Source organism: Paenibacillus sp. FSL W8-0426 (genome assembly GCF_037969725.1).
GTDB lineage: Bacteria > Bacillota > Bacilli > Paenibacillales > Paenibacillaceae > Paenibacillus > Paenibacillus hubeiensis.
On record NZ_CP150203.1, the window covers coordinates 2,485,612 to 2,498,241 of the forward strand.

At 52.2% G+C, this 12,630-nt stretch carries 10 protein-coding genes; 8 read left to right on the top strand and 2 right to left on the bottom strand.

Annotation, left to right across the window (positions count from 1 at the left end; all coding sequences use genetic code 11):
- Positions 1-173: 173 nt before the first annotated feature.
- The 4 genes from cyoE (at position 174) to MKY59_RS11570 (ending at position 2,833) form a co-directional block, all read left to right on the top strand.
- Positions 174-1,031, top strand: coding sequence for a heme o synthase (gene cyoE, locus MKY59_RS11555; RefSeq protein ID WP_339277669.1), 858 nt, complete (start codon positions 174-176; stop codon positions 1,029-1,031).
- A gap of 329 nt (positions 1,032-1,360) precedes the next feature.
- Entirely contained in the window at positions 1,361-1,843 is a 483-nt protein-coding gene (locus tag MKY59_RS11560) for a tetratricopeptide repeat protein (RefSeq protein WP_236417352.1), read from the top strand.
- Positions 1,844-1,873: 30 nt separating this feature from the next.
- Positions 1,874-2,074, top strand: a complete 201-nt coding sequence (locus MKY59_RS11565) for a hypothetical protein (RefSeq protein WP_236417354.1) — start codon at positions 1,874-1,876, stop codon at positions 2,072-2,074.
- A gap of 15 nt (positions 2,075-2,089) precedes the next feature.
- The gene (locus MKY59_RS11570; protein ID WP_339277672.1) at positions 2,090-2,833 is read left to right on the top strand and encodes an AAA family ATPase; all 744 of its coding nucleotides are present in this window, start codon (positions 2,090-2,092) and stop codon (positions 2,831-2,833) included.
- On the opposite strand, the gene MKY59_RS11575 is transcribed toward MKY59_RS11570, so the two are convergent.
- The gene (locus tag MKY59_RS11575) at positions 2,830-3,738 is read right to left on the bottom strand and encodes a LysR family transcriptional regulator (protein WP_339277674.1); all 909 of its coding nucleotides are present in this window, start codon (positions 3,736-3,738) and stop codon (positions 2,830-2,832) included. The two genes, MKY59_RS11570 and MKY59_RS11575, sit on opposite strands and share 4 nt — an antisense overlap.
- Positions 3,739-3,869: 131 nt before the next feature.
- Here MKY59_RS11575 and MKY59_RS11580 point away from each other — a divergent pair, with 131 nt between their 5' ends.
- The 3 genes from MKY59_RS11580 (at position 3,870) to MKY59_RS11590 (ending at position 8,722) form a co-directional block, all read left to right on the top strand.
- On the top strand, positions 3,870-4,802 hold the full coding sequence (locus tag MKY59_RS11580; RefSeq protein ID WP_339277676.1) for a DMT family transporter: 933 nt from the start codon (positions 3,870-3,872) through the stop codon (positions 4,800-4,802).
- A 181-nt stretch (positions 4,803-4,983) separates the two neighbouring features.
- The gene (locus MKY59_RS11585; RefSeq protein ID WP_236417360.1) at positions 4,984-6,042 is read left to right on the top strand and encodes a LacI family DNA-binding transcriptional regulator; all 1,059 of its coding nucleotides are present in this window, start codon (positions 4,984-4,986) and stop codon (positions 6,040-6,042) included.
- A 121-nt stretch (positions 6,043-6,163) separates the two neighbouring features.
- A complete protein-coding gene (locus MKY59_RS11590; RefSeq protein ID WP_339277678.1) occupies positions 6,164-8,722 on the top strand; it encodes a glycoside hydrolase family 2 protein in 2,559 nt (852 codons plus the stop codon).
- An 86-nt stretch (positions 8,723-8,808) separates the two neighbouring features.
- Here MKY59_RS11590 and MKY59_RS11595 read toward each other — a convergent pair whose 3' ends face one another.
- On the bottom strand, positions 8,809-10,806 hold the full coding sequence (locus tag MKY59_RS11595; RefSeq protein ID WP_339277680.1) for a beta-galactosidase: 1,998 nt from the start codon (positions 10,804-10,806) through the stop codon (positions 8,809-8,811).
- A 595-nt stretch (positions 10,807-11,401) separates the two neighbouring features.
- On the opposite strand from MKY59_RS11595, the gene MKY59_RS11600 reads away from it, so the two are divergent.
- A complete protein-coding gene (locus MKY59_RS11600; protein ID WP_339277682.1) occupies positions 11,402-12,553 on the top strand; it encodes a glycoside hydrolase family 88 protein in 1,152 nt (383 codons plus the stop codon).
- Positions 12,554-12,630 lie beyond the last annotated feature (77 nt).

The window sequence follows — 12,630 nt, forward strand, 5'->3', positions numbered from 1 at the left end:
ATGAAGCCTAAAGCTTTTCAAAGAAAAGACCTCCGTTTTCTGAACGGAGTTTTTTTTGTCCATTTTTCACGGAAGACGGTATGAGAAAAATCATAGAAACATTGTAATTGTCAGGAACAGCATGTATCATTATTGGAATGGTGTTTGTATTCCGTTCAGGAGGCTGCTTATTCATGCTTAAAGACATGATTGCACTAACGAAGCCCCGATTGCTGCGGCTGAATGTGTTTGCTGTGGTGGTCGGTTATTGGGTTGCTTCAAAGTGGGATATCGACTGGTTATCCCTGCTGATGGTGATTATTGGCTCTACCCTGGTCATTGCCTCGGCATGCGTCATCAACAACTATTGGGACCGTGAATTGGATCAGAAAATGGAACGGACGAAAAAGCGGATCGAGTACATCAATCATCTAAATCCCGGATTTGTGTTGGGTTACGGCCTCGTGCTGGGGCTGGCCGGCTTTGCCGTATTGTACGTGCTCGTGCATCCATTGTCGGCTTGGCTTGCTCTCGGGGGATGGTTTGCGTATATTGTCGTGTACACGATCTGGCTTAAACGCAGCTCCACATGGAGCACCTCGCTCGGCGGAATCGCGGGCGCGATGCCGCCTGTCATCGGTTATTGCACAGTGACCGAACAGGTGGATGCCGGCGCCTGGCTGCTGTTTGCGCTTCTGTTCCTGTGGCAGCCGCCACATTTCTGGTCGCTTGGCATCCGCAGAGTTGAGGAGTATCGCGCAGCCGGATTCCCGCTTTTGCCTGTAGTGAAAGGCATCAAACGGACCAAAATTCAGATGATTCCTTACGTGCTGCTTTTGCTGCCTGCAGTTATTCTGCTTTATCATTACGATTACGTTGGAATCGTTTTTCTCATCGTGTCGACGGTGGGGGAATTGATTTGGTTGGTACATACGCTCTCCGGGTTACGCTCCCAGGATGATGAGAAATGGGCGAAAACGAATTTCCTCATTTCCGTTAATTACCTGATGCTGGTATTTATCGTTATGGTAGCGAATACAACTTGGGCTTAACATGCGGGGGAACGATGGCAGTTACGACTGCGACGCTGCCTTCGTCCTGCGAGACCACCGAATGATCGAACATCCCGCAACAAGGAAGAGGGTGGATTTCAGCCCGTGTCCTTGCTCACGGCGGGGTGTTTTTGGTTTGTTCAAGAAGCAGAATCAATCTGAAGAAGCAAAGCGGTCGCTTAAAAAAGCTTTCGGAAAGAAACCTGAAGCGGAAGCATAGGCGGGTCACCGGATTAATATAAAATGCACCAGATTTTTTTCATGGTAATGACCTGATAAGGAATTTTTTGTATAATTAAAGAGATCGACGTGGAAAGGGTTGTGTCAGAATGGCGACATTAGAGCAGGCTATTTTGTTAAGAGAGCAGGGGAAGGCGGAAGACGCCATTAAATCCATGCAGCAGATTGCGCTGCGCGAACCCGACAATGCGCAGGTATGGTATCAATTGGCTTGGGCGCATGATTCACTTGGTTTGGAGCGGGAAGCCGTTCCTTATTATGAGAAAGCGTTGAATCTTGGCCTTGTCGGAGAAGATCGTGCCGGAGCCATGCTTGGCCTTGGCAGCACCTATCGCACGCTGGGTCAGTATGAGGAAGCAAAAGCGTGGCTGGGGCGGGGGATCGATGAATTCCCGGAACGTGGCGAGTTCGAGGTATTTTACGCGATGGTGCTGCATAATCTTGGCGAGCATGCCGAAGCGATGAAGCGGCTGCTGCTCATGCTGGCCGACACTTCAAGCAACGCAGGCATTCAAGCGTATAACAGAGCCATTCGCTTTTACTCGGAGCAACTGGATCGGGTGTGGGAATAGCAAGTCCATTAGCGGAGGGGAGACGAAGGAATGGACAAGGAAACGCAACAAATCCACGAAAGACTGGATCGGATGGAACGAAAACTGGATGAACTGGCTCGAAACAGGCAGGACTTTGGACCGCAGCGTTCCGGGGCTGCCAGGTTTTTGATCGGATTTGGCGTTGTCGTTGCGGTGCTGTTCGTTTTAATGACATTGATCGGAGTTCTGCAATTCGTAAGCAATGGATGAGAGAGGGGGGACGGCATGCCTTTTTTGAAAAGAGTGCTGCTGGACTGGTCGGCACGCCCACCCATGAACCGCGATAATTTCCCTTATAACATCGCGGCTTTGCGTCAGATCGAACAATTGGAATTCTCGCACAATGTCACGTTTCTTGTAGGTGAGAACGGATCAGGCAAATCGACGCTGTTGGAAGCGATGGGTGTATCCTGCGGCTTCAGCATTGTCGGCGGCAGGGATCTCGTCATTCGTCGTGACAAGGATGATGCATCGTTGTCCGAGATCATGACGCTGCAATGGCTGCCCAAGGTGAATCAGGGCTTTTATTTTCGGGCAGAGACGTTCGACACCTTTGCCAAATATATCGATGAACTGGCTGAAGAGCCATTTGTGGGGCGTGCGGCGTATGCTCCGTACGGTGGTGTTTCCTTGAATGAACGCTCTCACGGTCAGGGTTTTCTGGAGTTTTTTGCAGGACGATTCAGCGAGAAGGGATTGTATTTGCTGGACGAGCCGGAATCGGCCCTGTCGCCGCAAAATCAGCTTGTTCTATTACGCATGATGCATGATCTGGAACGGAGCGGCAAAGCCCAGTTCGTCATTGCCACGCACTCTCCAATCCTGATGTCTTATCCCGGAGCGACCATCTATCATTTCAACGAAAATGGTGTGGAGTCCATGGACTATGAAGAGACGGAGCATTTTCGCTTGACCCGCGATTTTCTGAACAATCGGGAGGTATACCTGAATCGTCTCTTTGAAAGTTAATGTTCTAAGGCAAGCCAATCCTGAACTGCTGCAATAAAGCGGTGAGCTGCTGGAGAAAGATTGTCGAGCGACGGGCAAGTCAGGCCAATCGTGCGGAACGGATCCCCTTCCAGGGGAATCAGCGCGAGCTCATGCTCGTGGCCTCGCAGGACCATTTCCGGCAGCAAACTGATGCCAAGGCCGTTCCGCACCATCGCCATGATGGCTTGATCTTCGGCTACCTCATATATGATGTCCGGTTTGGCAGCATATTGTCTGATCAGTCGTTCGATTTCGTTATCACCGCCCCATTTCGGCATGATGAACGGCTCCGAGAGCAGCAGCTCGAAGGGGAGCGTTTCGGCGGTCGAGAGTGGGTGATCCAGGGGCAGAATGCACATCATCCGATCTTTGCGCAGCTCAATGGAGTCGTAAGGGAGGGAGTCTCCCAAAGAAAGAAAACCGAGATCGATGGCTCCACTGGCCAGCCAAGCGGATATCTCCGCATAATCTCCCTCCCATAATTTGATTCCGATGCCCGGATGCTGCACGCGGAATTGTTTCAAAATGCCGGGCAGCCACTGCGTCGACACGCTTGCAAACGTTCCGATGCGTACCGTCCCCGTTTCTGCCCCGCGGATGAGCGACATTTCCTGATTCAACAGCTCGGCCCAGCGCAAAATCTCCCGGATGTACACGATCATCCGTTCTCCGTCGGCCGTCAGGCGTACCCCGGAGCGCCCGCGATGGAGCAGGGAGAATCCACACTCCGATTCGAGGCTGGAAATGGCGTGACTCACCGCGGATTGCGTAATATTTAGCGCCTCTGCAGCCCTTGTTAGACTTCCATATTCAATGACGGCATTCAGAATTTCATATTTAACCAGCGACATGATGGAGACCCGAACCTTTCCTGAATAATACATGAAATGATTTCATGTTATCCATTATAAACATTCGTTTTCATAATGCAAAAAGATCGGATATACTTGCCAAGGCGAGAATGCCAAATACATATTCCGCATCACAAAATATATGGGACGAAGGTAGAGACAGAATGGATTCATCATCACGGGGAAATCGGGGCCAGGCAGCAAGAAGGGCCGATCTGCAAATGCTGCTCGCCACGATCATTTGGGGATCATCGTATTTGTTTATGAAATCAGGGCTCGCATCGATTCAGGAACTGAATCTGATTGCTTTGCGTTTCGCCATCGCGTTTATCGTTGCAGCCGTCATCTTTCACCGGAGGCTGCTGCGGGCGGATCGGAAAACGTGGATCGCGGGAGCCGTGATGGGTACGGTATTGTTTGCGGCGTTTGTGCTGATTACGTACGGGGTGCAGCGGACCAGTGCGTCGCAGGCAGGTTTTTTGATTAGTCTCGCGGTCATTTTTGTGCCGATTCTGATGACGATCATCCATAAAAAAATGCCGGATGTACGGCTCGCTGCAAGCATTGTTTTGGCCGTGAGCGGGCTGGGGCTGCTTACGCTGCAGCATGAGCTTCGTTTGCACATCGGAGACGTGCTGTGCATTTTGGCCGCATTGGTTTATGCCATTTATATCATCATTGCCGGTAAATACACGCCGAAACATGATCCGCTTACCCTGGGAACGATTCAGCTCGGCATGGCCGCCGGATTGGGCATCGCTGCAGCAGTTCTGTTCGAAACGCCGCACCTTCCTGACAGCGCGGAAGCGTGGGCAGCGATTTTGGGGCTTGGCATTTTGTGCAGCGGGATCGGGTATATTCTGCAGACGTTGGCCCAGCGCCATGCTTCTCCGGCGAGAACAAGCCTCATCTTTTCGCTGGAACCGCTGTTTGCCGCAGCTTTTGCGTTTATTTTTCAAGGAGAACAATTAACGTTGCAAGGATATACCGGAGCAGCTTTAATGCTGCTTGCCGTGCTGGTTGCGGAGCTTAAAGGATTGGATGCGATGTACCGACGGCGGAAAAGGAGCACGTCTGCGAACGAAATGCATATATGATGGAAACGGATGAAGTCCGGGAGTCGCCTCTGCCAAAGGCCGCCCTCGGCCTTTTTTTTCATTTAATGATTGCTGTTAGCGGGAAAGAACATAACAAAACAAACAAAATGATAACTTGTTTTGTTGTGTATAATGTTTTGTGCTACACTGGAAACAAAAAAAGGAAAACAGGGTGAATGGGATGGGCAAAAAAGTAACGATGCAGCAGATTGCCGATGCGGCAGGGGTATCCAAATTTGCAGTGTCCCGCGCGTTGACCGGCAAACCGGGCGTAAGCGAGCAAACCCGGGAGATGATTATGCGGACCGCTGCGCAACTAGGCTATTTCAAGGCCGAGCCGAAGCGTTCTTCATTGGGGGGAGAGCCTGAGCGGGACGCCAAAGGGGAGCAAGGCGGAACGGTTCTCATCTTGTTTCCCAACATCCGCTCCCAGAACCGTTCATCCCTATATTGGGGACCGGTCTTCGATGGCATCTCGGCTCGCCTGAACGAGCTGGGCATGGACATCCTGACGCTGACCGAACCGTCCTCGGAGCGCATGTTCTCGGTGCTGAATCCCGAGGCAATCAGCGGCGTCATTACGGTCGGTTCGATTTCGACCTCCATGCTGCTGGAGGTATACAGGCTGCACATCCCGCTGGTTATGGTTGACCACGAGGAGCCGGCGATCCATGCCGATTCGATATTCACGGACAACATGAAATGCATGAGGGAGTTGGTCCTGATGCTGATCGGCACAGGGTACAAGCGCTTCCAGTTTGCCGGGAAACTGCCGGATGCCGCCAGCTTCAGGGAACGTTGGCTCGGCTATCGTTCCATGCTGGAAGAAATGCAGATCGAGGGGCAGCAGCGGACGGAATTGCTCGGACCGGATCATGGACATATTGAGGCAGCCATTGGCGAAATGCCGCTCGAGGAACTTCCGGAAGTCTTCGTTTGCGACAACGATCTGACGGCTTCCATCGTGCTGGGTGCATTAAGAAAGAAAGGGGTGCCGGTCCCGGAACGCTGCGCGGTAACCGGGTTCGATGACACCCGAACCGACGAGCCGATTGTGGCTACCGTCCGCGTCGACAAGGAGAACCTGGGAAAGCGGTCCGTGGACCAGTTGTTATGGCGCATGGAAAACCCTGACGTGCCGGCAGAACGTAAGCTTATATATTCCGAACTTGTGGTAAGGAAAGAATACCATGCGACACTTCATTCAGAACAATTGCAAAACGCCAACAAAACAGATTGACTGAATAGATAAAAACATGTTAATTTTGTTTTGTAAGTTATTTCGTTTTATAATAACAGAACCATAACAAAATAACCGATATAAACCGCCAAAAAACAAACACACGTTAACGGAGGCTGTTATGAGCAAACAATCGCTGATTTTTGAAAATTGGACCTTCAAGGCTTGCGACGATCAGGAGTGGCTGCCCGCTAAGGTGCCGGGCTGCGTGCATACGGATTTGCTGAGACTGGAGAAAATTCCGAACCCTTTCTACGGAACGAACGAAAAAGAGGTTCAGTGGATCGACAAGAAAGATTGGGAGTACCAGACGGAATTCGGCGTCGAGGATGCTTTGCTGTCCCAAGAGCATCTGGAACTGGTATTTGACGGGCTGGACACTTACGCAGACGTATATTTGAACGGCCAACATGTGCTGGCCGCAGACAACATGTTCCGCGTATGGAACGTCGATGTAAAGCCTTACGTCAAAGCGACCGGCAACGTGCTTCATATCCGGTTCAGATCTCCGATCCAGGAGGATCTGCCGAAACTGGAGAAGCTGGGTTATGCATTGCCTGCATCCAATGACCAATCCGACGTAGGCGGACTGGGTGACAAACGAGTGAGCATCTTCGCCCGTAAGGCACCATACCATTACGGCTGGGATTGGGGTCCGCGGTTCGTAACGAGCGGCATCTGGCGCGAAGCACGGCTGGAGGGCTGGACGGAAGCCAAAATTCACGACGTATTTATCCGTCAGGATCAGGTAAGCGCTTCCCTCGCCTCGCTGACTGCCGTTGTGGAAGTAGAAATGCCGGCAGCATCCGAAGCGGTCATTCGCATTCAGACGGATGGACAGAGCTGGGAGAAATCGTTTTCGCTTCAGGCAGGCCTGCAAACCGTTGAGATTCCGGTGGAGATCAGCGAACCGAAGCTGTGGTGGAGCCGCGGATTGGGCGAAGCGCATATGTACAGCTTTGCAGCCAAAGTGCTCGAGGGCGAGCGGATTCTGGCGAATGCCGAAGTGAAAACGGGATTGCGTTCGATCCGACTCGTTCGCGATAAAGACGAAGCAGGAGCCTCTTTCTACTTTGAATTGAACGGCGTTGCCGTGTTTGCCAAAGGGGCAAACCATATTCCGAACGACAGCTTCACCACCGAAATCACGCGGGAACGCTACCTGCACGAGATCGTTTCGGCGGCTGAGTCCAACATGAACATGCTTCGCGTATGGGGCGGCGGCATTTATGAAGAAGACGTCTTCTACGAATTGTGCGATGAATACGGCCTGCTCGTATGGCAGGACTTCATGTTTGCCTGCAGCATGTATCCGGGGGATGAAGCATTCCTGAACAGCGTGAGACATGAAGCCATCGATAACGTGAAACGTCTGCGCAACCATCCAAGCATCGCGCTGTGGTGCGGCAACAACGAGATCGACTCGGCTTGGGCCCACTATATTGAAGAAGGCGGATGGGGTTGGAAAAAAGACTTTACGCCAGAACAGCGGGAGAAAATTTGGGCCGACTATGAAGCCATCTTCCATGATCTGCTGCCGGAAGTGGTGGAAGCGTACGCGCCGGGCGTCGATTACTGGCCTTCCTCGCCGCTCGTCTCCCTGACCGGAGACGCCAGCCAGCATGCCAATCCGTCCACGTCGGAAGGGGACATCCATTACTGGGGCGTGTGGCACAGTGTCGAGCCATTTGAGAACTATAACAAATACGTGGGACGTTTCATGAGCGAGTACGGCTTCCAGTCGTTCCCGGAATACAAATCCGTCCGCACCTATGCGGAGGAAGTGGATCTGGCGCTGGAATCCGAGGTAATGCTGGCTCACCAGAAAAACGGAGCAGGCAACCGTTTGATCAAGCAATACATGGACATGTACTTGCATGAGCCGAAGGATTTCCCGTCATTCCTGTACATGAGCCAAGTGCTTCAGGCCGAAGCGATGAAGATGGCGATCGAAGCCCATCGTCGCCGCAAGCCGTATTGCATGGGGACATTATATTGGCAAATGAACGATTGCTGGCCGGTCGCTTCCTGGGCGGGCATGGACTACTACGGACGCTGGAAGGCGCTGCAGTATTATGCCAAACGCAGCTTTAGCGACGTATTGCTCTCCGTGGACGGTACGAAGGATAACGTCATCGATATCCATTTGATCACGGATTTGCTTAAGCCGGTACAAGGCAGGCTGCGCCTTCGCCTCATCGGTTTTGACGGCACCGTCTATCGCGAGGAAACGCATGAAGTGTCCGTGGCTGCCAATGCCGGGCAAAACGTGCTGACGTTGAATCAGGCCGAATGGCTGCAGGGACGCGATGCGTCTGCAACGCTGCTGCGTCTTGATCTGACGCAGGATGGACAGGAGGATATCGTGCAAGAGCATTATTTTGCCGCCTCGAAGGATATTGCGCTGCAACCGGCGAACCTTCGTGTGACCGAAGTGCAAGAAGCCGATGGCCACTATTTGGTGTTGGATAGCGACGTGCTGGCCAAACAGGTGTGGATCTCTTCCGAAAACGAAGGCGTCTTCACGGACAACTTCTTTGACGTCATCCCAGGCATTCCGGTGAAGGTGAAATTTGTGTCCAGAGCCGAATTGCAGGGCGCAGGCGGGAATACGGGGCCAGGCGCCGTTCAGATCCGTTCGATGGCCGATTTCATCAAACTGACGTCCCAGCCGGTCTAATTCAACGTTCATTCGTTCATCCCAAAAAGCGAGGGTACACACATCATGTGTGCACCCTCGCTTTATTTGCATCTCCATGGATCCGCTTATGGTCGGACCTCAATAATCTCCACACCGTAGGGAGGAAGCTCCAGCTTCGGCCCAAGGCGGGATGCATCCAATGCAGAAAGAGCTTCTGCACCCAAGTCGACGATGGCCGCTTCAGGGCTGAGATTGAGGATGAAACGGAACGTTCCGCCCGGCCCGGTGCGGGTCGTTATTTGTACGCCTTGAGGCAGGGACTGTACTTCTGATAATCCGTGTTCTTCAGCAATTGATCGAAGGAGTTGACTAAGGTAGGCCTGCTCCGGTTGCGTGGCCATGTAATAGACGTTCCCTTGTCCCCAGCGGTTCCGGGTTACGGCAGCGGTTTTCGCATAAAACTGGTCGGCGTACACGGCGATGGCTTCTGCCGTATCCAGCTCCAAAACGTCGGCCCATTGCGAGGCAGAATATCGCTCTCCTTGGTCTCCCAATATTGTAGCAGAGTCGCTGCCGAGTGGATCGTATTCGATGACCCGGACCCCCGCACAGGTCGACAGCAAGCCGGGAAGAGGAGACATGGTGCAGATGTTGCTGTTATTTTTGACGCCCGAACGATGGGTAAGCACAAGCGTGCCGCCCGCAGCGGCAAAGCTTTGCAGCCGTTCAGCGCTGTCTTGGTCCAGCAAATACAGGTGCGGGGCGATGACGACGCTGTACCCGTCCAGCGATTCGGCTTCGTGAATGACATCGGCTCCGATGCCGAGTTGAGTTAATGTGCGATGCCAGACTTTGATGTTCTCGTAGTAGTCCAGACCCTCCGCCTGCTTCTGAATGTGAAGCGCGTTCAGTTGGTCGTGCGAGTGCAGTATCGCTACTTGATGCTGCAGGGTTGATCCTTGCAAACGCTCGCCAAGCCGATTCACTTCAGCGCAGAGCTGCTGGAACTCCCGGAATCTGCGGCCGGGAACGTTGCTGTGGTCGATCAGCCCATGCCAAAACTGTTCTGCGCCCGCGACGGCGCTGCGCCAGCGAAAATGCACGACCGCATCGGCTCCGCGAGCAATGGCCTGCCAGGAATGGGCGCGCAGGAAGCCCGGCTGGGGCGCTCGCCACATCGGGAACCAGCATCCCGGCGGTCCGCTGAGCTGTTCCATGATCCAGAAATTGCGGCGTTTAATGCCTCTGGTGAGATCCAGGGACAGCGCGCCGCTGTAAGGAGATGTCTCCGTTTTGCCCGGCGAAGGGTTCGGATAATAATCGAAAGACGCGAAATCCAGCTCCCGACCGATGCTGTATTGGTCCGCTTTTTGCGGATACGTGTGAAAATTGTGCGTAACCGCATGACCTGGGCAGTTCCGACGGATCAGCGCGATTTGGATCTGCTGGAAGGCAGCGATCGAATCCGACTGGAAGCGGGTGTAATCGAGCAGCAGCGAAGGATTCTGGAACGGGGAGCCCCCGTACGGCGGCGTAACTTGCTCCCAATCGTTGTACTCTCCGCTCCACACGACCGTTCCCCAAGCCTCATTGAGCTGCTCCAATGTATCGTAACGGGAGCGAACCCAGTCCCGGAACGCGTCGGCGCAGGCGTCGCACTGGCAATCGGTGAAGCTGAATTCGTTGTCGGTCTGCCAGCCGATGACCGCGGGGTGTTGGCCGTAGCGCTCGGTCAGTTTTTGCACGATCCGGGCGCTGTAAGTTCTCATGCTGGGGCTGTTATAACAGCGGTGGCCCCTGACGCCTTCGTGATTGATCTGTCCGTTTGGGAGAACAGGCAGAATATCCGGGCACTTTTCGGTAAGCCAGCGAGGCGGGGTCATCGTTGGCGTGCCAATAACGACCTGCAGCCCGTGGCAGTGAAGTGTATTTAGTGCTTCGTCTAACCAAGTCCAATCGAACTTTCCGTCCGAAGGTTCCATCCGGCTCCAGGCGAATTCACCGACGCGCACGATGCGAACTCCGCTTTCGGCCATCAGCCTGGCATCCTGTTCCCACATGGCAGGCGGCCAATGCTCGGGATAATAATCAACGCCCATCTGTACGGGACGGTTCAATGTCATGTCGGTCAGCTCTCCTTTGCAGGCAAAAATGTAGGGAAATCGTTCTTGCGCCTCACCGCTATAGAAGCGGAATCGCGCATCTTCCTCATTGTATATTGCTTGGGACCAGGGAGATATAACAATATGTTGCGATAAGTTAGCATGATGTTGTTCTACGAAGAAAGTCGCCAAATGATCAAGTTCATTTCCCGAGCGGGGAAACAGGTCTTTGTGACCCGGCATCCCTGCTTTTGGATGAAGCGTAAACCCCGTGCCGCAATACTGCAAGAAATCAACATTTCATTACTTGTTTTCAAAATTATTTCTTACTGAACGAACTACAATAACTATATAGATTGAACCGAAAATTTACACGATAACGAAGAGGGCAGAAAGAATCTGGAGAAGCGAAGCGGTCGCTTAAAAGCTTTCTGAAAGAAAGCTGCTTCGGAAGCATAGGCTGATCACCGGATTTTTCCTTTGAAAAAGGGAATTCGAAAAAATCCGGGGATAACAGCGATCGAAAGATGGTTCTGACCGCGTAGTGTCTCTGTGTAAAAATCATTGGTTCAACCTATATAGTTAAAGTTATCGTCTACAGAAAGAAGGAATGCAAATGTTGAATGTTGAAGACCAGTCATGGCTGGAGCGTTTAATCGCCAAGTTTGATCATAAATTGGCCTGGGTAAGCGAAAAATCAAGGGATAAAATCCCTTATACGACCATTGGCGGGACACATGACGATCGTTCTGTACATAACCCCTCAGGGACAGTCACCGATGGAATCAATTGGTGGACCAACGGTTTTTGGGGCGGCATGATGTGGCTGATGTACCATGCTACGGGACAGGAAAAATATAAAGATATTGCTTCGGTGTCAGAGGAAAAACTGGACAAATGCTTTGATGATTTTTATGGACTGCACCATGACGTTGGTTTTATGTGGCAGCTCACGAGCGTAGCCAACTACAAACTTACGAATAATCCAGATTCCCGCAAGAGGGCCCTGCATGCAGCAACCCTTTTGGCAGGGAGATTCAATCCCGTCGGAGGTTTCCTCCGAGCCTGGAACGATATCGAAGGGGAGGATACAAGGGGATGGGCAATCATTGACTGTATGCTCAACATCCCGCTGCTGTATTGGGCGGCAGAAGAAACGGGAGACCCTAGATTCAAACACATTGCGAATATGCATGCGGATACAGCCATAACGGCGTTTGTTCGATCAGACGGGTCTGTGAACCACATTGTAGAGTTCGATCCCTTCAAAGGCGGGATCATCAGAACGCATGGCGGTCAAGGTTATCAAGCAGGCTCTTCGTGGACAAGAGGCCAGTCGTGGGCGCTATATGGATTCATGATGAGTTATCATCATACGGGGAACATCGAATACCTGAATGCGGCCAAGCGGATCGCACATTACTTTATATCCAACATTCCTGAGAACGGGGTGATATCTGTGGATTTCAGGCAGCCGTCAGAACCACGGCTGGAGGACGATACAGCTGCAGCCATTGCGGCTTGCGGTCTGATTGAAATGGCCAAGACGGTTGAAATGCACGACAAGAACATTTATCTCAGAGCAGCATTAAAGCTGTTAAAGGCATTGGAGTCACGAAGCAATTGGACGAACCAATCGGATGCCATCATTCAAAACGGTTCAGCAGCATATCATGCGAATGTTCACCATCAACCCATGATTTACGGGGATTTCTTTTTTTTGGAGGCTGCGCTCAAGCTCAAAGGAAAAGATCTTTATCTTTGGTAAATGACGCAACGCAGCAGGTAAGGTCAACTTGAACATTGGAATGATGCCAGGCTCGAATGAACTCGGATAGGGGGCAG